9 protein-coding genes are annotated in these 21,906 nt (G+C 74.9%); 8 read left to right on the top strand and 1 reads right to left on the bottom strand.

Annotation, left to right across the window (positions count from 1 at the left end; all coding sequences use genetic code 11):
• The first annotated feature begins 235 nt into the window (after window positions 1–235).
• Genes CP982_RS01010 through CP982_RS00985 form a run of 6 tightly spaced genes read left to right on the top strand, consistent with a single transcriptional unit; the run spans window position 236 to window position 18,500 of the window.
• Entirely contained in the window at window positions 236–1,033 is a 798-nt protein-coding gene (locus tag CP982_RS01010) for a phytanoyl-CoA dioxygenase family protein (protein WP_150508698.1), read from the top strand.
• Entirely contained in the window at window positions 1,030–4,227 is a 3,198-nt protein-coding gene (locus CP982_RS01005; RefSeq protein ID WP_150508697.1) for a non-ribosomal peptide synthetase, read from the top strand. The genes CP982_RS01010 and CP982_RS01005 overlap by 4 nt, the downstream gene beginning before the upstream one ends.
• A gap of 8 nt (window positions 4,228–4,235) precedes the next feature.
• Complete coding sequence (locus CP982_RS01000) at window positions 4,236–6,782, top strand: beta-ketoacyl [acyl carrier protein] synthase domain-containing protein (RefSeq protein ID WP_170316309.1); 2,547 nt, start codon at window positions 4,236–4,238, stop codon at window positions 6,780–6,782.
• Window positions 6,779–10,276 (top strand): non-ribosomal peptide synthetase, encoded by a 3,498-nt coding sequence (locus CP982_RS00995; RefSeq protein WP_150508695.1) that lies wholly within the window; start codon window positions 6,779–6,781, stop codon window positions 10,274–10,276. The genes CP982_RS01000 and CP982_RS00995 overlap by 4 nt, the downstream gene beginning before the upstream one ends.
• Complete coding sequence (locus CP982_RS00990; protein WP_150508694.1) at window positions 10,273–17,472, top strand: non-ribosomal peptide synthetase; 7,200 nt, start codon at window positions 10,273–10,275, stop codon at window positions 17,470–17,472. Before CP982_RS00995 ends, CP982_RS00990 begins: the two co-directional genes overlap by 4 nt.
• On the top strand, window positions 17,469–18,500 hold the full coding sequence (locus CP982_RS00985) for a MupA/Atu3671 family FMN-dependent luciferase-like monooxygenase (protein ID WP_150508693.1): 1,032 nt from the start codon (window positions 17,469–17,471) through the stop codon (window positions 18,498–18,500). Before CP982_RS00990 ends, CP982_RS00985 begins: the two co-directional genes overlap by 4 nt.
• A 32-nt stretch (window positions 18,501–18,532) precedes the next feature.
• Here the strand turns inward: CP982_RS00985 and fabD are convergent, their stop codons facing one another.
• On the bottom strand, window positions 18,533–19,486 hold the full coding sequence (gene fabD, locus CP982_RS00980; RefSeq protein ID WP_150508692.1) for an ACP S-malonyltransferase: 954 nt from the start codon (window positions 19,484–19,486) through the stop codon (window positions 18,533–18,535).
• 155 nt (window positions 19,487–19,641) lie between these two features.
• Between fabD and CP982_RS00975 the strand changes: the two genes are divergently transcribed.
• Window positions 19,642–21,012 (top strand): MATE family efflux transporter, encoded by a 1,371-nt coding sequence (locus tag CP982_RS00975; RefSeq protein ID WP_229879391.1) that lies wholly within the window; start codon window positions 19,642–19,644, stop codon window positions 21,010–21,012.
• Window positions 21,002–21,739, top strand: coding sequence for a thioesterase II family protein (locus CP982_RS00970; protein ID WP_150508691.1), 738 nt, complete (start codon window positions 21,002–21,004; stop codon window positions 21,737–21,739). The genes CP982_RS00975 and CP982_RS00970 overlap by 11 nt, the downstream gene beginning before the upstream one ends.
• The last annotated feature ends 167 nt before the right edge of the window (window positions 21,740–21,906 follow it).

Here is a 21,906-nt window from a genome sequence, read left to right as displayed (position 1 = left end):
TGCCCGCCCCCCCCGCGTGCCGGGTTCCCTGCTCGGCGCGGCGGGCCAGGAACTGTTTCGCGTGGCCTCTTCCTGCCACGGCCCTTTGTGTCCAGCAGGCAGCCATTGCCCCGCCGGACCACGTCGCCAAGGATGAAATCGCTGTGGTTAATGGGCCTGTCCTCCGGTTCCGCCGACAGGACAGGGTCCCGTTCTCCGACTTGTCTTCATTCCTTGGCCATGAAGGGTCCGATTGATGGTGAACCGCCTGAGCGAGGGCCAGTTGGCCGAATTCGACGAGAACGGGTTCCTGGTCGTTCCCGATGTCCTCGGGACCGCTGAGGTGGCCGCGCTCGGGGCGGAGGCGGAGGCGCTCTACGGCACGGACTCGCCGCGGCGCACCTTCGAGGCCGACGGGCGCACGGTGCGTGCCGTGCACGGGTGTCACCAGATCCCCGGGGGCTTCGCCGACCTGGTCACGGACGCGCGGCTGCTCGTGCCCGCCCGCCAGATCGTCGGCGGCGACGTCTACGTGCACCAGTCGAAGATCAACGCCAAGCGGGCCCTCTCCGGCGACATCTGGCCCTGGCACCAGGACTTCACCTTCTGGAACCGCGAGGACGGCATGGCCGAGCCGCGTGTGGTGAACGTCGCCCTCTTCCTCGACGCGGCCACGGATCACAACGGGCCGCTCCTTCTCATTCCCGGTTCTCACCTCGTCGCGGGGACGGAGACCGTACGGCCCGGGAAAAAGGCGGAAAAGGAATCGTGGCAGGCACATCTCGCCGCCGATCTGGAATACACCGTCAGCCGGGAAAGCGTGGCCCGGCTCAGCGCGAGCGCCGACATCGTCTCGGCGCTCGGCGGCGCCGGGTCGCTGCTCTTCTTCGATTCCCGGATCGTGCACGGCTCGGGCAGCAACATGTCCCCGGCCGACCGGCGCATGGCCATCTTCACGTACAACAGTGTCGACAACGTCCCCGGCGCCGTCGCCGCGCCCCGGCCCGACTTCCTGGCCGCCCGCGACCACTCCCCGCTCCAGGTGACCCGGTGACCGCATCCGGTCCCGGCGCCCCCGAGTCCTCGGCGGAGTTCCCGCTCACCCAGCAGCAGTGGGCGGTCCTGACCTCCCAGCGGCTGCACCCGGACAGCGACGCGTACCACGTGCCCATCGGCTACCGGCTCACCGGTCCGCTCGACGAGGCGGCGTTGGAGCGGGCGCTGCGGCGCGTACTGGAGCGCCACCCGGTACTGCGGGTGGCGCTCCACGACGGGGCCGACGGGCTCCTGCGGCAGCGGGTGAACGGTGTGCCCGACCGGGTGCTCGCCACGCACGCCGTCACGGCCGACGAGACGGACGCACGGGTCGCCGCGGCCGTAGCCGCTCCGTTCGCCGCGGAGGCGACCTGCCGGCTGCGGGCCGACCTGTTCCGGCTCGCCCCCGAGGAGGCGATCCTCGTTCTCGTCTTCGACCACCTCGTGGTGGACGCCCCGTCCGTCGCCGTCATCGCCGACGAACTGGCGCGTGCGTACGCCGAGTTCCGAGCGGGTGTGGAGCCCGGGCCGGTCGCCCCGGAGTCCGGCTACTTCGCCTATGCCCGCGACCAGGAGGATTTCTTCCTCGGCGCCGAGGCCGCGCGGCTCGGTGACTTCTGGGACGGATACCTCAGCGGCCTGGCGGCACCGGCCGTCCCGGGCCGAGCGTCCGGTGCCGGGCGCACCGCCTCGCTGCCGGTGCGGGTGGCCGACGGGCTCACCGTGTCGGCCGAGCGTGCGGGCGTCACCCCCGCCGCCCTCCTGATGGCCGCCCTGTCGCTCACCACCCAGCTGTGCTTCCGGGTGACCGACACGGTGATCTCCTACCCGGCCGTGGACTGGCGGCGCATGGAGTACGAGCCGGTCGTCGGCCTCTTCACCGACATGCCGGCCTTCCGGTGCCCGCCGCACGACAGGACGAGCCTCCAGGAGTACGTGCGCACGGTGCACGCCGACCTCCTGGAGTGCCTGGGTCACCAGGGGGCGCCCCTCGCGAAGCTCCGCGCCCGGCTCCGCGCGGCCGACCCGCGGGGCGACGGCACGCCCCCCGTCATGCTCTCGGTCAACAACGTCCCCGGCACCGGGCTCCGCCTGCCCGGGCTCACCGAGGAGTGGCTGGGGCTGCGCCCCGCGCACCCCAAGACCGGCCTGGCGCTCAGCGTGTTCTTCCGCGACACCGGCGTGGAGGCCCGCCTCGACTTCGACCCCGGGCACCACGACGAGGCGGCGGCACGGCGCTTCGCCACCGCCTTCGAGCAGGTGCTCGGCCAGGCCGTGGCCGGCTGGGACGGCCCGGCGGCGGCCGTGGAACTCGCGGGCGCGGCCGACCGTTCGCTGGTCCTTGACATGTGGAACCCACCGGCCCCCGCGGCCCCGGAGTGGACCGTGCCCGGCCTGTTCGTGGCCCGCGCGGCCCGCACGCCCGACGCCGTGGCGCTCGTGGCGCGGGGCCAGGAGACCACCTACGGGCGGCTCGAGGCGGACAGCCGGCTGCTCGCCGCCCGGCTCGCCGCGCTCAGCCTGCCCGCCGGGAGTGTCGTCGCGCTCTGCCTGCCCAGGTCGGCGGCGTTCGTGACGGCGGCTCTCGCCGTGCTCCGCAGTGGTCTCGCCCTTCTTCCCGTGGACATGGAACAGCCGCCGGGGCGCCGGGCGTTCCTGCTCGCCGACGCCGGGGTGGCCGCGGCGATCGTGGCGGGCCCCGAAGGCCCCGAGGGACTCAAGGGCACCGACGCGGCGACGGGCCCGCTCCCCGTCGTCGACCTCAGCCAACCCGCGGACCCGCTCCCCGGGTACGCCGACGCCGAGCCCGCCCCCGACCACCCCGCCTACCTCATCACCACCTCCGGCAGCACGGGCCTGCCCAAGACCGTCGTCGTCCCGCACCGGGCCATCGCCAACCACGTGCGCTGGAAGGCCTCGGAATTCGGCTTCGACGCCGAGGACCGCTTCTACTTCAAGACGCCGCCGGTTTTCGACGCCTCCCTGTGGGAGTACCTCCTTCCCCTGACCATCGGGGCGAGGACCGTCGTCGCGCCGCACGGCGCCCAGCGCGATCCGGCGCTGCTGCTCGCCGAGATGCGCCGGTACCGGGTGAGCGTCGTCCAGTTCGTACCGACCGTCCTCAAGGCCGTCCTGGCCGAGAAGGCCGTGCCGACCGAGAAGGCCGTGCCCCCTGCGAGGCCCGTGACGACCGTGCCGGGCCTGTCCCAGTGCACCGCCCTGCGCTGGATCTTCTCCGGCGGGGAGCCGCTGGAGACGTCGGTCGCCGCGCGGGTCCGCGCCGCGACCGGGGCCCGCCTCGTCAACCTGTACGGGCCGACGGAGGCGACCATCGACGCCACGTTCCACGTCTGCGACCCGGACGAGCAGGACCGGGACGGCTTCGTACCGATCGGGCGGCCCGTCGGCGGCGGCCAGGCGTACGTGCTCGGCGAGGGCGGCCAGCCGCTGCCGCCCGGCCTCACCGGAGAGCTGCACATCGGCGGGCTGCCGCTCGCCACCGGGTACGCCCACCGCAGGCAGCTCACCGAGGAGCGCTTCGCCCCGCACCCCTTCGCCGCCGTGCCCGGCCAGGTCCTCTACCGTACGGGTGACCTCGCCCGCTTCCGCGAGGACGGGGCGCTGGAGTTCCGCGGCCGGGAGGACGCCGAGGCGAAGGTGCGCGGCATGCGCGTCGACCTCGCCGGGATCGGGGCGCTGCTCGGCGAGCTGGCGGGGGTGCGCGACGCGGTCGTCACCGTGCTGCCAGGCCGGGACGACGCGCTGGCCGCCTACGTCGTCGCCGACCCCGGCGTCCCCGACGCGGCCCTGCGCGCCCACCTCGCCGACCGGCTGCCCCGGGAACTGGTGCCCGCGGCCGTGGTCCGGCTGGACGCGCTGCCCGTCACGGCGTCCGGCAAGACCGACGTACGGGCCCTTCCGGTGCCGGAGGCCGGACACGCGCCGGACTCGGGCGGGGCACCCCGCTCCGCCCTGGAGCACCGGCTCACGGCGCTCTGGGCCGAGGTCCTCGGCGTGGGTCCGGAGCGGGTGCCCAGGAACGTCAGCCTGTTCGAACTGGGCGGCACCTCACTGACCTTGATCCGCCTGCACCAGCGGATACGGGCCGTGCTCTCGCCCGGCGCGGCCGTCACCGACCTCTTCAAGTACCCCACCGTCGAGGCGTTCGCCGACGCCCTCGACGGCTCCGGCACCGGCCCGGTCACACGCTAAGGATGAACATGATTGCTGCTGAGGACGGGCAGGCCGTCGCGGTCGTCGGGATGAGCTGTCGCTTCCCCGGGGCCCCCGACCTGGACCGGTACTGGGCCGGTCTCCTGGACGGCGCCGGCGCGCTCACCCCCGCGACCGAGCCGGAGCTGGCGGCGGCCGGAGTGCCCGAGTCGCTGCGCCGACGGCCGGAGTACGTGCCCGTGTCCGGCCGGATCGAGGACTTCGACCTCTTCGACGCGGAGTACTTCGGGCTCTCCCCGGCCGAAGCCACCGCGACCGACCCCCAGCAGCGGCTGTTCCTCCAGGAGGCCGTGCACGCCCTCGAACACGCCGGGTGGACCGGCGCCGACGGCAGGCGCGTGGGCGTCTTCTGCGGCAGCGGCGAGAACACGTACGCCCAACTGCTCGGCCAGGACGCCCCGGTGGTGCCGGACAGCCCGGCCACCCTGCCCCTGCGCGTCTCCTACCACCTCGACCTGCGCGGCCCGAGCGTCTTCGTGAGCAGCCTGTGCTCCACCTCGCTCACCGCCGTTCACCTGGCCCGCCGGAGCCTGCTCGCCGGGGACTGCGACCTCGCCCTCGCGGGCGCCGTGAACCTGCGCCTGCCCGACCACCACGGCTACCTCGCCCGGCCGGGCGGCGTGGCCTCGCCCGAGGGGGCCCTGCGCCCCTTCGACCGCGAGGCCTCGGGCACCGTGCCCGGCAGCGGCGTCGGCGCGGTCGTCCTGAAGCGCCTCGACGCGGCCCTGCGCGATGGGGACACCGTGCACGCGGTCGTGCGGGGTTCGGCCCTCAACAACGACGGCGCGGACCGGCAGAGCTTCGCCGCCCCCAGCGTGCGGGGGCAGCGCGACGTCGTCCTGGCCGCGCTCGCCGACGCCGGGGTCGACCCCGGCGACATCGCCTACGTCGAGGCGCACGGCACCGGCACGTCGCTCGGCGACCCGGTGGAGATCGCCGCCCTCCTGGAAGCCAGGGAGCGGCTCGGGGTGACGACGGACTGCGTGATCGGTGCCGTGAAGTCGTCCGTCGGCCATCTGGACAGCGCGGCCGGTATGGCCGGGTTCATCAAGGCCGTCCTGGCCGTCCGCGAGGGCACGGTCCCGCCGACCGTCGGCCACGAGGAGCTGAACCCGCGCATACGCCTGGACGGCACGGGACTACGCGTCAACGGGCGCGCCGAGCCCTGGCCACAGACCGGTGGCCCCCGGCGGGCCGCTGTCACCGCGCTCGGCATCGGCGGCACCAACGCCCACGTCGTCCTGGAGGAGCCACCGGCCGTACCCGCCGCCCCCGCGCGTTCCGGGGAGGCGGGCCCGGCCCGGATCTTCCCCGTCTCGGCCCACAGCCCCCGCTCCTTCGAGCGCTGGCGCGGGTTGCTCGCGGAACGGGTCGCCGGGCTCACGGCGGCCGACGTCGCCCACACCCTCCAGCACCGGCGCACCCCACGCCCGCTGCGCCGGGCCTGGCTCGCCACCTCGGCGACCGGGCTCGCGGCCGCGCTGAGCGAGCCCGCCGCCCCGGTCGAGGCCGGTCCTGTGGTCCTCGGCCTCGACCCCCGCAACCTCGCCCCGCACGGCCTGGACGCCCGGCTCCCCGAGTTCCTCCCCGCACTGCGGGCGGATCTTGGCAGCCCCGGCGAGGACGGTACCGAGGTCCTGCGCGCCGCGCTGTGGGCGCTCGGGGCCCTGGCCGACGTCCCGGTCCTGGCGGGCGCGGGCGCGGGGGAGTACCTCGCGCTCGCCGCGGCGGGCGTGCTCGCCCCCGAGGTGGCGCTGCGCTGCGCGGACGGGCACGGCCGGGCGGTGGCCGCCGCGCTCCCCGGCGCCGACCTGAGCGCGTGCGAACGCCACCTGGACGCGGTGGAGGCGGAGTTGAGGACAGCGGCCTGGGCGCCCGCCGCGCGCGAGGTCAGACTGGCGGGCGCCGGTGTGCGCGTGGCCCCGGGCGGGCTTCCCCCGGCGGACCGCCTCCTGGACATGACGCGCGGCGCGGTGATGGGCGCCGAGCCGCCCGCGGCGACCTGCGAAGGACCGGACCTGTTCGCCGCGCTCGGCGCCTGGGACAGGTGGCTCGCGCTGGTCGCCCACTGCTGGGAGCGGGGTACGGACGTGCCCTGGCATCTCGTCGAGGGGTCCGGAGAGGGGCGCGTGGCCCCGCTTCCGCCCTACCCGTTCGAGGAAACCCGTCACTGGCCCGCCGAGGCGCCGCCCGCCTCGGAGGCCGCGGTGCCCGCCCCCGCGCGGCCCACGCCGGCGGACGCCCGCCGCGAGCCGCAGGAACACCTCGCCGCCATCTGGCAAGAGGTCCTCGGCGTCGACGACGTACAACCCGACGACAGCTTCTTCCTGCTCGGCGGGCACTCGCTGCTCGCCTCCCAGGTCATGGCCAGGATCTGGGAGCGCCTCCAAGTCCGGGTCTCCCTGGGCGACCTCCTGGAAGCGGAGACGCTGGAGGGCATGGCCGGCCTGGTGGCCGAGCGCCTCGCGGCGGAACGGCTCTTCACCTCGCTGGCTCCGGCGGCCGACGACACGGTCGGGACGGTCGAACTGTGAACACGACCGCCCCCGGCTCCGCCGCCCCCCTGAACGTGACCCGCTTCCTGGAAGACCTCGCCGGGCGCGGCGTGCGCATCCGACGCAAGGACGAGAAGCTCGCCGTGTCCGCGCCCGAAGGGGTGCTCACCCCCGAACTGGCCGACACCATCCGTGCGCACCGGGAGGAGGTGCTGCGGTTCCTGCGCGCACACGAGCAGGAGGAGGCCCGCCGCGGCGTCCGCATGGAGCGGGTCGACCGCACCCGGCCGATCCCCGCCTCCTACGCGCAGCACCGGCTGTGGCTCATCGAGCAGACCGGCACCGACCTGCCCGTCTACAACATGTACTTCGTCAGCGAGCTGCGCGGCCCCGTGGACGTGGTGGCGCTGCGCGGGGCCGTCGAGGACGTCGTACGGCGCCACGAGGTGCTCCGCACGTCCCTGGCCGAGACCGCGGACGGGGGTCTGGAACAGCGCATCGACGCGGACTGCGGCGCGGCCTTCACCACGCACGAGGCGACCGGCGACGACGAGCTGGACCGGCTGGTGTTCTCGCTGGTCACCACGCGCTTCGACCTGTCGAGGGCGCCGCTGGCCCGCTTCGACCTGATCCGCACAGGTCCCGAGCGCTGGACCTTCGTGGTCACCCAGCACCACGTCATGTCCGACGGCTGGTCCGCCAACCTGCTCAAGCGCGAGATCTCCGAGCTGTACGCCGCCCACCGCGAGGGACGCGCCCCCCGGCTGCCCGAGCTGCCCGTCCAGTACGCGGACTACGCGGTCTGGGAGCGCGGCTGGCTCGGCAGCGAACTCGCCGAGGAGCAGCGTGAGTTCTGGCGCACGGCGCTGGCCGGTCTGCCGCCCGCGCTCGACCTGGTCCCGGGGCGGCGGCGCGACGCCGTGCAGAGCTACCGGGGCGAGGGCTTCGACTTCCACTACGGGCACCGGACGCTCGCCCGGGTGCGGGCCCTGTGCGAGGAGACGGGCGCCACGCTCTACAGCACCCTCATGGCGGCGTACTCCTTCTTGCTGTCCCGCATGACCCGGCAGACCGACGTGGCGGTCGGTAGCCCGCTGGCCAACCGGCCCTATCCGGTCCTGGAGAACACCTTCGGGCTCTTCTTCAACTCGATCACCCTGCGCAGCCGTGTCGAACCGGACCTGACCGTGCGGGAGTTCCTCGCCCGGACCCGGCAGACCGCGTTCGACGCGTTCGCCCACCAGGACCTGCCCTTCGACCAGGTGGTGCAGGCGGTGGCCCCGGAGCGGACGCTGTCCCACGCGCCGGTCTTCCAGTCCATCTTCATCCTCCAGAGCTATCCGGCCGTCGAACTGGACCTGGCGGGCGTCGAGACCACGACCGTGGTGCCGCCCATCTACTCGGCCCAGTACGACGTGATGTTCAAGCTCCGCGCGGTGGACGACGGGTTCGCCGGGATCATGATCTACAACAGGACCCTGCTCGACGAGGCCGACGCCCGGCGCTTCACCACCTGGTTCGAGGACGTCGTCACCCTGTTCGCCGAGTCCCTCGACACCCCGCTCGGCCTGCTCGCCCTGCCCGACCCGGACGGCGCCCGCGACGTGGTGCGAGGGAACGCGGAACGCCGGCTCCCCGTGCCCGACGCCACGATCGATGCCCTGGTGCGCCGTCGGCTCGCGGCCGCCCCCGACGCCCCCGCCCTCACCTTCCGGGACGTGACCGTCTCCCGGGGCGAACTCGCCCGCCGCGCCGGCGCCGTCGCCGCGTCCCTGCGCGCGGCGGGCCTGCGGCCCGGCGAGCGCGTCGGACTGCTCCTGCCCCGCACCCCCGACCTGGTCGCGGTGGTGCTCGGCGTCCTTCAGGCCGGACTCTCCTACGTCCCCCTGAGCGGCGCCCTGCCCCCCGCGCGCACCGACGCCATGCTGGCCGCCGCCGACTGCTCGGCCCTCGTGCTCGGCGCGCCCCACGAGGACCGCGTGCCCGGCTTCTCCGGGCGGCGGCTGCGCGCCGCCGACCTGCTCACCGGGGCCGGGCCCGGCACACCTGGGACGGCGACCGCCCAGGACATCGCGTACACGATCTTCACCTCCGGCTCCACGGGCCACCCCAAGGGCGTCGAGGTCACCCACGCCAACCTGACGAACCTGGTCGCCGCGCTCGACGAGGCGGTCCCGGTGGACGGCGACACGGTGTGGCTCTCCGTCACCGACCTCACCTTCGACATTGCGGTGGTCGAACTCCTGTGGACGCTCACCCGCGGCGTCCACGTCGTCCTCGCGGAGACCGCGGAAACCCTGCGCCTGCTGCCCGCCACCGGGTCCTGGCGGGAACCGGCCGGCGCACCGGAGCTGATCCTGCGCCACGGCGTCACCGCGCTCCAGGCGACCCCCACGTTCGTACGCGAGGTGCTGCGCCTGCCGGACGCCGAACGGGCCCTCGGCGCCTTGGAACTGCTGCTCGTCGGCGGCGAGGCACTCGACCCGGCCCTCGCGGCCCGCCTCAAGGCGCTGGGTATCCCGCGCGTCCTGAACATGTACGGGCCCACGGAGACCACGGTCTGGTCGACGTGCTGGGAAGTCCCGGCGGAGCCGGGCCGCGTCCTCGTGGGACGGCCCCTGGCCAACACCTCCGTACACGTCGTCGACGCCGCGCTGCGGCCGGTGCCCGTCGGCATGTACGGCGAACTGCTCATCGGCGGCGCGGGGGTCGCGCGCGGTTATGCCGGGCGGCCCGACCTCACCCGCGAGCGCTTCGTGACGCTGCCGGAGACCGGCGCGGAGAGTCGCGTCTACCGCACGGGGGACATCGCCCGGCTGCTTCCCGGCGGCGTGCTCGAACTGGCCGGGCGCGTCGACCACCAGGTGAAGGTCAACGGCTACCGGATCGAACTCCAGGAGGTCGAGCACGCCGTCGACTCCCTGGACGCGGTGGCCGCGTCGGCGGTGACCGTGCAGCGCCGGGGCGAACGCGACGTCCTCGTGGCGCACTACGTGCCCCGGGCCGGCCGGGCGGCCCCGGACGACACGGAGCTGCGCGCCGCCCTCGCCGCCCTGCTGCCGGAGCAGATGCTGCCCGCCGCCTTCGTGGCGCTCGCCGCGCTGCCCACGACGCCCGGCGGCAAGACGGACCGGCGCGCCCTCGCGCCCGTGCGGTTCGCCGAGCCCGCGGCGGAGCCCGTACCGGTGGCGACGGACCTGGAGCGGCGGCTGCTCGCGGTGTGGCGCACGGTGCTCGGCAACGACGCGGTGGGCCCGGACGACGACTTCTTCCGATCCGGCGGCACCTCCATCCTGATGGCCCGGCTGCTCCAGGACGTACGCCAGGAGATACGGCCCGACGCCCGGATCGTCGACCTCTTCCGCCATCCCACCGCGCGCGGCTACGCCGCCCACCTCACCGGCTCCGCGGACCCGGCCCCGCAGCCCGCGGGACCGGACCCCGCGACCGGGGACCGGCGCGCCGCCCAGGCGCGGCGCCGACAGCAGGTGGCCCGCAAGCGGCGCGAACGATCGGAGCACAAGCAGCCATGAGTGACGAGATCCCCGTGCCGTACGACGAGCAGCCGCAGGGCGAGAGGCCGTACGGCGAGCAGCCTGACGGCGACGAACCTGATGGCATCGAGCCTTATGGCGACCCGGCTGACGACGTGGGCCTCGTCGCCGTCATCGGCACGGCCTGCCGGTTCCCCGGCGCCGACTCCAGCGCCGCCTACTGGGACCTCCTGCGCGAGGGGCGCTCCCCGCTGGAGCGGGTCTCCCGCGAGGAGATGCTCCGGGCGGGCCGGACCGCCGAGGTCATCGACGACCCCGCGTACGTGCCGTTCCGCAAGCCGTTCGCCGACCAGTCACTGTTCGACGCCGAGTTCTTCGGCCTCACCCCCGCCGAGGCCGCCGCCACCGACCCGCAGCAGCGGTTCCTCCTGGAGACCGCCGTGCACGCCCTCGAGGACGCCGGGCTCGACCCGGCGGCCCCGCCCGGCGGCGTCGGCGTGTACCTCGGCATGAACCACTCCGACTACCTGCTGCGCAACGTCCTCGGCCACCCCGAGGTGATCCAGCGGCTCGGCTGGCACCGCGTCCTGATGGGCAACGACCGCGGCTTCACCGCGACGACCCTGTCCCACCGGCTCGGCCTCACCGGCCCGAGCATCGCCGTGGACTGCGCCTGCTCCTCCAGCCTGGCCGCCGTCCACCAGGCGTGCCGCGCCCTGCTCGCCTACGACACGGACGTGGCGCTGGCCGGCGGCTCGGCCATCCGGCCCCAGGACGTGGGCCACCTCCACGTGGCAGGCGGCATCGCCGCGCCCGACGGCAGCTGCCGCCCCTTCTCCGCCGACGCCGACGGCACCGTCTTCGCCAACGGGGCAGGACTCGTCGTCCTGCGCCGCCTGGAGGACGCGCTCGCCGACGGCGACCGCGTCCTGGCCGTCGTCCGCGCCAGCGACATGAACAACGACGGCGCCGCCAAGAGCAGTTACACCGCGCCGAGCGCCCGCGGCCAGGAGGCGGTCATCGCCTCCACGCACCGCCTGGCGGGCATCACCGCCGACCGGGTCTCCTACGTCGAGGCGCACGGCACCGGCACCCCGCTGGGCGACCCCATCGAAGTGGCCGCGCTGACCGCGGCGTTCCGGCAGAGCACCGACGCGACGGGCTACTGCTCCATCGGCTCGGCGAAGGCCAACGTCGGACACCTCGACTCGGCCTCCGGCATCGCGGGCCTCATCAAGGTCGTCCTCGCCCTCAAGCACCGCACCCTGCCCGCCACGCCGGGCGGCGGAGAGCTGAACCCGCACATCGACTTCGCCTCGTCGCCGTTCCGGGTGGACCGCTCGCCCCGGCCGTGGACGGCGCCCGGCGGGCCGCTGCTCGCGGGCGTCAGCTCCTTCGGGGTGGGCGGCACCAATGTGCACGTCCTGGTCGAGGAGCCCCCGGCCGCCCCGCCGCGAGGCCCCGGGCCCGACGGGCCGGGCGCGACGCTGCTGCCCTTCTCGGCCCGCTCCCTCGCCTCCCTGGACGACCTCGAAGCCGTGGTGCGGCAGCGCGCCGGGGCCACCGATGCCGCCGAACTGCCCGATCTGGCCCGCACGCTGACGCGGTCCAGGAGCGGGCACCCCCGGCGGCGCGCCCTGCTGTGGCGTCCCTCGGGCGCGCCCGTCACGTTGTCCGGCGGGGCCGGGAAGCGGGACGGCCGCCCGCCCGCTTTCGTGCTCCGGTACGCACCGGGCCGCCCGCCCCTGGAACGGACCGCCCTCCAGGCGCTGCTCGCCGAGCGGCCCGCCTTCCGCGAGACGGCCCGCCGCCTCCTCGCCCCCTGGGCCGCGACCGCCGGGCGGAGCGTCGAGCACGCCCTTGACGGCCTCCTGGAGGACGCACCGGCGCTGGTCACCGACACCGTCGTGGCGCTCGCCTGCGCCGCGGTGTGGGCCGGCCAGGGGGTCACCCCGGCGGCCGTCGTCGCCGAGGCACGTTCCTGGCTCGCCGCCGCCGCCCTTGCCGGATGCCTGCCGGAGCCTGAACTGCCGTGCCTGATCGCCCAGTTGGCCTCCGGTGACGTATCCGGGCAGGAGCTGCGCGAGGCCTGCCGCCCCGCGCGGATCCCGTGGTACGACGCGGACGGCTCGGAGTGGTGCGCGCGCGGTACGAGCCCCGACCTCGCGGCAGCCGCCGCCGGTGCCCCGGCCGTCCCCGGGCGGCGCCGGCTGCCGCCGAAGGTGACCGCCGCCGTGGCCGTCCTGCCGGGTCCCCTTCCCGAGGACTGGCTCCCGCCCGCCTTCGCCGACGCCGCTCCCGTCGCCTTCCCCGGCCTGCCCCCGGCGGAGGGCCTGGCGGCCGCACTCGGACAGGCCTGGGTCCTCGGCCTCGGCGTGCGCGCCGACCGGGTCACCCCCGTGGGACCCGGCCCCGTCGTGGACCTGCCCGGCTACCCCTTCGAGCGCCGCCGCCACTGGCTGGAACCCGCGGCCCCGGTCCTGCCCGCGGCGGCCCCGCCGGACGAGGAGCCGCGGGACCTGGCCGGCGCCGCCCGGCGGATCGTCGCCGACGCCCTCGGCGTCGCGGACGTGGCGGCCGAGGACAGCCTGTACGACCTGGGCGGCGACTCCCTCCTCGCCACCCGCGTCGTCGCCGAGGCGCGGGCCCGCTGGGGCCTGGCCGTGCCCGTCGGCTCGTTCCTGCGCGCCCCGTCCCCCGCGACCCTCGCCCGGCTCGCGGGGGAGGCCGCGGGGGAGGGGACGCAGACCGCGCCGCCGCGCGCCGCGGCGGGAGCGCTGCCCGTCACCCGCCTCCAGGAACGGTTCTTGTACCTCAGCGGCATCGAGGGGGCCGCCGAGTCCTACAACGTGCCCGTCCTCGCGGACCTGCGCGGCCCCCTCGACACCCGGGCGCTCGACGCCGCCTGGCGCGACGTGGTCGCGCGCCACGAGAGCCTGCGGGTGTCCTTCCGCGTCACCGCCGAGGGGGCGACCCAGGAGGTCGCGGCCGAGGTCCCCACCGGGCTCGCGGTCACCGAGGTCGCCGACGGCGCCGCGCTGCGGGACCGGATCACGGCCCTGCTCGACGCCACCCTGCCCGTGGACCGGGCCCCGCTGTTCCGAGCCGCGCTGCTGCGGACGGCACCCGAGCGGCACGTCCTGGTCGTCGTGCTGCACCACATCCTGGCGGACGCCGCCTCCACCGGCGTGCTGCTGCGCGACCTGTACGCCGCCTACGCCCGCCACACCGGAACCCGCCCCGGCACCGCCGCCGAGCAGTGCCCCCTCGACGGACTGTTCTCCGCCCAGCTGCGGGCGGAGACCCAGTGGCTCGACTCCTCCGAGGCCGCGCGCCAGCTCGACTTCTGGCGCGGGGAGCTGACCGACCTGCCGGAGCGCGTCGAACTGCCGGGGGACCGGCCGCGTACGGCCCGCGCCGGCCACCGCGGCGACAAGGTGGAATTCACCCTGACCGCCGAGGTCTCCACCCGGGTCAGCCGGCTCGCGGCACGCACCGGCACCACCCCGTTCACCGTCGTCCTCGCCTGCTTCGCCACCGTCATCGCCCGCGTCACCGGACGGGACGACTTCCTGGTGGGCGTCCCCGTGTCGGGGCGTCACCGCCCGCACACCCGGGACCTGATCGGCAACTTCGTCAACACCCTGCCGCTGCGGCTCGCCGTCGACCCCGAGCGCACCCTCACCGAACTGCTCGACCCGCTCGCCCGGCGGGTCACCGCCGCCCTCGACCACCAGGACCTGCCCTTCGAGGTCCTCACGGAGAAGCTGGGCACCGCCGACACCCCGCTGTTCGACGTGCTCTTCAACATGCTGAGCCCCGAGGCCAGTGTCGTCGAACCCCCCGCCGGCCTGCGCGCGGTGCCCGTCCCCTTCGAGCGCCGTACGAGCCCGTACGAACTCTCCCTGGACTGGTGGTTCGACCGCGCCGGGCTCCTCGCCGGACGCTTCGTGTACGACACCGGGCGCTTCGACCGTGCCACGGTCCAGGGCTGGCAGGAACTCTTCTCGTACGCGCTCGACCAGTTGACCCGTACGCCCGAGGTGCCCCTGACCCGCGCCCCCGAGCCGCCCGCCACCGCCGCCCGCGCCGCCGCCCTCCTCACCGGGCCCGCCGTCGCCGTCCCCGAGGAACCCGTCCACGCGGTGTTCGCCCGGCGCGCGGCGGAGGCTCCCGGCCGCCTCGCGGTGCGGGACGGCCACAGCGCCCTGACCTACGGCGAACTCGGCCGGGCCTCGGCGGCCGTCGCGGCCCGGCTGACCGGCCTGGGCGTCACCACCGGCGACAGCGTCGGCCTCGCGATGCCGCGCGGCGTGCCCCTGGTGGCCGCGCTGCTCGGGGTGTTGCGGGCCGGTGCGACCCCGGTGCCGTTCGACCCGGCGCTGCCCCAGCGGCGGCTCGCGGCCCTCGCGGAGGACTGCGCCCCCCGGTTCGTCCTGTGCGCCGACGCGGCCGACGCGGGGTTCGCGCCCGGCGCGCGGGCGGTCCCGCTGCCCGGCCTCGCCGCGCTGGCCGCCGAGGGGCCGGACGGCCCGGTGCCCGGCGACGCCGTCGGCCCCGAGGTCGGCGCGTACGTCACGTACACGAGCGGCACCACCGGCCACCCGAAGGGCATCCACTTCCCGCACCGGGCGCTCACCAACCTCATCCACTGGGAGACCTCCGGGTACACCAGCGGCCTTCGCTGGCTCCAGCTGGCGTCGTTCGGCTTCGACGCGGCCTTCCACGAGACGTTCGCCGCCCTGTGCTCCGGCGGCTCGCTGTTCGTCGCCGACGAACGGACCAAGCACGACCACGACCTGTTCGCGGAGTTCACGCGGGTCCACCGGATCGAGAAGGCCATCCTGCCGGTCTCGCTGCTCCACGCGCTCGCCGCACATCACGCAGAGGACCCGGGGGCCTTCGCCTCGCTCCGGGAAATCGCCTCAACTGGAGAGCAGTTGAGGGTCAGCGAGAGCCTCGTCGCCTTCTTCGAGCGCCTCGACGGCTGCCGACTGATCAACAACTACGGCCCCGCCGAGACCCATGTCGTGACGTCCTACCGCTTCACGGGACCGCCGCGCGAGTGGCCCCGGCACGCGCCGATCGGCACGCCCCTGCCCAACGTGGTCCTCGACATCCAGGACCGTACGGGCCGCAGCGTGCCTCTGGGCTCGGTGGGGGAGCTGCTGATCAGCGGCGTCTGCGTGGCCAGCGGCTACCTGGGCCGCCCCGACCTGACCGCCGAGCGGTTCACCGGCACCGGTACTGATACCGGCACTGGCACTGTTACCGGCACCGGCGCGCCGCGCGGCTACCGCAGCGGCGACCGCACGCGCCTCACCCGCGCGGGCCTCGTCGAGTTCAAGGGCCGCGCCGACCAGCAGCTCAAGATCCGCGGCCATCGGGTGGAGCCCGGTGAGGTGGAGGTCGCGATCCGCCGGGAGCCCGACGTACGGGACGTCGCCCTGGTGGCCGGCGGCCCGGACGGCGACCGGCGTCTCGACGCCTACCTCGTCGCCGCGCCCGGAGCCCGGGACCTCGTCGGGCGGCTGCGCCGACGGCTGCGCGAGGAACTGCCCGCCGCCCTGGTGCCCTCGTCGTTCACCCTCGTCGACCGCATGCCGGTCAACGGGAACGGCAAGGTGGACCCGGCCCGGCTGCCCGCCGCCGGCACCCCCGCCGCGCCGCCCGTGGCTCCCATGAACCACGATCCGGTCACCGCGGCGGTCCTCGCCGCCTTCCGCCAGGTCCTGGACGCCCCCGAGCTGGACGCGGACACCGACTTCTTCGACGCGGGCGGCCACTCGCTCCTGGCGACCCGGCTGATCTACGCCCTCCACGAACGCACCGGCGTCCGCCCCGGCATCGACGAGCTGTACCGGCACGGAAGTGCCGCCGCGCTCGCCAGGGTGCTCACGGAACGCGGCCCCGCGGCGGACGCGGACGCCGGGCCCGAGGAGGACCTCACCAGGCCGGGCCCGCCCGCCGCACTGCCGCCGGGCCTGCGCCCGCTGGCGGCGGCGTCCGCGACGCTCCAGAAGACGTTCGTCTTCGACACCGTCAGCCCCCTGGACCCCGAACGGGTACGGGCGGCGGCCCGCACGGTCCTGGCGCGCCACCCCGCGCTGCGCCTGACCTTCCCCGGCAGTGGACGGATCGTGCCCGGCACGCCCGGCGCCTCGGCACCCGTGGACGTCGTACAACCTCTTGAGGAGACGTCCGACGCGGCGGCCGCGCTCCACGCGCTGGCCCAGAGCCGCCCGATCGACCCCGCCCGCGAACCGCTGCTCCGGCTGACCCTGGCCGGCCCGCTCCTCGCGGTGACGGTCCATCTGACGGTGCTCGACGGGCGGGGCCTGCTCACCCTGTGCCGGGCCGTCGCCGACGCCTGCGCGGCGGAGCCCGGCGGCCAGGACGCCCCTGCCGCCGACGACGGCTTCCTGCGGTACCTCGCCTGGCGCGACCAACTCGCCGGCGGGGAAAGGGCGGTGGCGGCGGGCGCCCGGTGGCGCGGCCTCCTCAGGTCCGGCACCGACGGCACCGGACCGGCCCGCCCCGACATCGGCGCGCTCGCCGGCCGGCGCACCTGGGAGCCGGGCCGTCGGCTGCACCAGGTGCTGCGCTCCCTGGCCGCGGAGCTGCGGGTGACGCCCTTCACGCTGCACCTGACGGCGTTCGCCACGGCCATGGCGTGGGCCCAGGGCCGCGCCGACGTCTGCCCGGCGGTGCCCCTCGACGGGCGCTGCCACACCGACCTGGACCGGTCGGTCGGCGCCTTCGCCAACGTGGTCCCGGTGCCGCTGCGGATCCTTGAAGGGCAGCCGCCGCGGTCCGCTCTGGCCGCCGTGCGCGAGGCGTTCGACCGGATCCAGGAGCTGCGGACCGTCCCGTACGCCGATCTCGCCGCGGCCGACCCGGCTCTGCGGCCGTTCACCGACCTGCCCGTCGTCTTCACCTACGCCCGTGACGAAGGGGACCGGCCGCTCCTGGGCACGGGCCGCATGCGCAGTGTCGGCCCCGACCCGCTGACCCCCGGCCAGCGGGTGCGCTTCTCGGTCGTGGACACCCCCACCTCGTTCCGGGCCTCCCTCACCTTCGCGCACAGCGCCCTGGAGGGGCAGGACGCCCGGCTGCTGACCCTTTACCAGAAGGCCTTGTACGCGCTGGTGTTCGCGTCGGACGACGAAGCGCTCGAGGGCGCGCAGGCGGCCCCCGCGGACTCCTGGCACGCGGGAATCATGGAGCGGATATGAAGTTCAGCCTGTTCTTCTTCGCCAACGGCTCGGACGCGGGCGAGCAGTACCGGCTGCTGCTCGAAGCGGCGCGGTTCGCGGACCGTGCCGGGTTCACCGCGGTGTGGACGCCGGAGCGGCACTTCCACGACTTCGGGGCGCCCTTCCCCAACCCGGCGGTCACCGGTGCCGCCGTCGCGTCCGTGACCCGCCGGATCGACGTGCGGGCGGGCAGCGTGGTGCTGCCCCTGCACGAGCCGCTGAGGGTCGCCGAGGAGTGGGCGGTCGTGGACCAGCTCTCGGGCGGCCGGGCCGGCCTCGCCGTCGCCTCCGGCTGGAACCCGCACGACTTCACCCTGGCCCCGGACGCCTTCGCCGAGCGCAGGGCCGCGCTCCGGGACGGCCTGCGCGAGGTGCGGGAGCTGTGGGCGGGCCGGACGGTGTCGCGCAGGGCGCCGGACGGCACCCGGCACGAGGTCCGCACCCACCCCCGCCCCGTGCGCGGCGCGCTTCCCACCTGGATCACCGCGGCGGGCTCCGGCGACACCTTCGCCTGGGCGGGGGAGCAGGGGTACGGCGTCCTCACCCACCTGCTCGGACAGGACTGGCAGACCCTGGAGGACAACCTGGTGCGCTACGGGGACGCGCTGGTCGATGCCGGGCACGGCCCCGACGAGGAGCGGGTCGGCGTCATGCTGCACACGTTCGTCGGGGCCGACCGGGACTCCGCCGTCGCCACGGCCAGGGGACCGATGACCGCGTACATGCGCTCCTCGATGACGCTGTTCGGACTCGACGCGGCGGAGCCGGCCGGGGAGCCGGTGTCCGAGGAGGCCGTCGAGGAACTCATCGCGCACCGCTACGCCGAGTACGCCGCGACCCGCTGCCTCATCGGGTCCGTCGACAGTTGCGTGCCGCTGGTCGCCGCGCTCGCCGACCTTGGCGTGGACGAGATCGCCTGCCTGATCGACTTCGGGGTGGGCACGGACGAGGTCCTCGCGTCCCTGGCGCACCTGGACCGGCTGCGGGAGAGGTGCGCCGACCTGTGAGCGTGTGCCTCAGGGCGGCCGCACCCCGCTCCTCAGGCCGCCGCGGGGGCGAACCGGTCCACGGCCTTGGTGAGGCGCCCGACCGTGCCGACCGCCGCCGCCGGGACGGCCGGGGCGATGACCCGGTTGAGGTTGGTCAGGACTCGGCCCGGCCCGACCTCGACGAGGGCGCTCACCTCCTCGGCCGCGAGCAGCTCCACCGTCTGCTGCCAGCGCACCGGCGCGGCGAGCTGGCGCCGCAGCAGCTCGCGGGCCCGCGCGCCCGAGTCGACGTACTGCGCCGTCACGTTGGAGATCACCGGCACCCGGGGCTCGCCGAAGTCCACCGCGTCGAGGTGGGCGCCGAACTCGTCCTCGATGTCCGCCATCAGCGAGCAGTGGAAGGGGGCGCCGGTGCGGAGCGGCACCACCCGCTCCGCGCCCGCCTCCGCCGCCCGCCGCGCGAACTCCGCGACCCCCGGCCCGCTGCCCGAAACCACCGTCTGCCGACCGGAGTTGTAGTTGGCGATCTCCACCGTCTCCCCGCTCTCGCGGGCGGTCCGCGCGCACAGCTCCGCCACCCGGGCGGACGGCAGGCCCAGGACCGCCGCCATGCCGCCCGGGGTGCGCGTGTTCACGCCCGCCATCAACTCCCCGCGGGTGCGCACCAGGCGCAGGGCGCTCTGCCAGTCGAGCACCCCGGCCCACACCAGAGCGGTGTACTCGCCGAGGCTGTGGCCGGCCACCACGTCGGCGGTCAGGCCGCGCTCACGCAGCGCCGCGCCGAAGGCCAGGCTCGTGACGAACACCGCGGGCTGGGTCACCGCCGTGTCGAGCAGTTCCTCCGGGGTGCCCTCGAAGCACAGGCGGCTCAGCGGGAATCCGAGGACGTCGTCGGCCTCCCGGAAGTAGGAGCGGGCCACGGAGTCCTCGAGACCGGCGAGGTCCGCGCCCATTCCGGAGGTCTGGGAACCTTGTCCCGGAAACACGAAGGCGTGCCTGCTCATATGCCCCTCAATTCTTTCTCGAAAAGGGTTGATCGGTGCAGCAACAGTACCGGAATTCGATCTGTTGTAAACACCCCTGAATTTCAGCTGTCCAACGCTGCTGATTTTCTCCGCTTTTCTCCGCGAAATCGACCGGGTCTGAGAATGGTGTATTGATGACCGAGATGAAAGCCGCAAGCCGAAGTAATGCGTCCGGCTTCGCGCGGCTCACCGGGGGAGAGGCGTGGAAGATCGCCTCCGTCGCGCTCCCGCTCTACGTGACGATGGTGGCCGCGTCCGCCGGGGCCCTGGTGGACACCGCCGTGCTCGGCCGGCACGGCACCGTCTCGCTCGCGGCCTTCGCCGTCACCATGGCGGTGTACGGGCCCGCCGCCGCGGCCGTCTCCGGCGCCATGCGCGGCGTCATGCCGTTCGTCGCCGCCCACAAGGACAGCCCCGGCGAACTCCTGCCGATGGTCCGGCACGCGAAGTGGCTGGGCCTCTGCGTCGGCCTGACCGGAGCGGCGGCGGTCGCCGCGGTCCCGCTGATCGGCCGGGCCGCGGGGGTGCCCGCGAGCACCCTGGACGACCTCGGCGTCTTCCCGGCCCTGCTCGCGGTCAGCCTCGTCGTGACCTCGCTCGGGGCCGCGTCCACCTCCACCCTGGTGGGCCTCGGCCGGGGCAAGCAGGTCATGCGGGCCGGACTCGCGGGCACCGCCGCCGCCGTCGTCCTCTCCCTGCTCCTGGTGGGCGGGGTCGGCGGCTTCACGGGCCTCGGCCTGCCCGGCGCGGGCCTGGCCATGCTCGCGTCCAGCACCATCAGCGCCTCCTGGGCCCACCACGCGCTGCGCACCTCGCCGGCCCTCGGCGGCGGCCCGCTCGCCTTCGGCCGCCCGCACCCCCGCGAGATCCTGCGGATCGCCCGGGTGGGCGTGCCGCTGGCCGCCACCGTGCTCATCAAGTTCGCCGTGCTCGGCGTCATCGCGTTCGCCGCGGCCCGCGCGGGCACCCGCAGCGCGGCCGTGCACAGCGTCGCGATCTCCCTGGTCAACCTCACGTTCACCGCGGCCGTCGCGATCGGGCAGGCCACCGTGCCGCTCATGACCGACCACGTACGGGCCGGGGAGACCCGCCGGATCCGCCGGGTGCTGCTCGCGGGCGCGGGCGTGGCGCTCGGCGCGATGGCCGCCCTGGCCACGGCGCTCCTCGTGCTGCGCGACCCGGTGGTGTCCGTCTACACCGACGACGCGGCCCTGCGCGACCGCGTGGTGGCGCTCCTCCCGCTGGTCGTGTTCGTGGTGGTGGCCGACGCGCTCCAGGCGGTCTGCGGGTTCGGCCTCATCGGCCTGAAGCGGACGATGCCCAGCCTCGCCGTCTTCGCCGCCGGCTACGGCGCGCTCGTCCTCGCGGTCCTCCTCGTCACGGCGTACGGCGGCGGCCTCACCGCGCTCTGGGCAGCGCTGGCCTGCGCCAACGTGCTGCTCCTTGCCGGGCAGGCCTTCTTCTTCCACCGGCACAGCGCGCGGGCGGCCCTCGATGCGAACTGAGCGCACCCCGTGGTTCCGCAGATACACCGGGCGCGCCCCGTCCGTCCGCCTGGTGTGCTTCGCCCACGCCGGCGGCACCGCGAGCCTCTTCCACGGCTGGCGCGCCCGGCTCCCCGATCACGTCGAGCTGCTCGCCGTGCAGTATCCGGGCCGCCAGGACCGCCTCCGCGAGCCGTGCGCCGAGACCGTGGAGGAGCTGGCCGAGGCGGCCCTCGACGCCCTGGCGCCCGAACTCGGCCTGCCCTTCGCGCTGTTCGGGCACAGCATGGGCGCCGCCGTGGCCCACGAGGCGACCCGGCTCCTGGAGCGGCGGGGTGGGGCGCGGCCGCTCCGCCTGTTCGTGTCGGGCCGGGGCGCCCAGCACGTGATCCAGCACCAGAACGTGCCCGGTCTCACCGACGCCGAGATCATCGCGTCCGTACGCGAACTCGGCGGGCCCGGCCTCGCGGCGTACGACGACCCGGATCTGCGTGGCGTCCTGCTGCCGCCGCTCCTCGCCGACCACCGGCTCCTGAACCGCTATGTGGTGGCGGGGCCGCAGCGCCTGCGGACCCCGATATCCGCCTTCGGCGGCACGGACGACCCGGTCTGCTCCATGGCGGAACTGGACGCCTGGCGTGACTGCACAGAGCAATGGTCGGGGGCGCACGCATTGCCTGGCGGACATTTCTATCTGGTGCCCGAAGAGCGGGAAATCGTCGCTCGCATTGTCCGGCAGCTGGGGTGAAGGAGATGCCCGGGCACCGCTCAGGGCCTCAATATGCCAAGTCCGGTTCTGGCCACAGAAAAGATCTTTTCCATCGGTGGGGGACGGGGCACAGTGGACGAGCCCCGGGAACGGAAGCCGCGGCGCCGCACGGCGCACCGGACCGTCTGCCGAGGGCCGTACGCACG

Origin of the sequence: Streptomyces spectabilis, from assembly GCF_008704795.1 — a bacterium.
GTDB lineage: Bacteria > Actinomycetota > Actinomycetes > Streptomycetales > Streptomycetaceae > Streptomyces > Streptomyces spectabilis.
The sequence above is the reverse complement of the archived record's forward strand: the minus strand, read 5'-3'. Positions and strand labels throughout refer to the sequence as shown.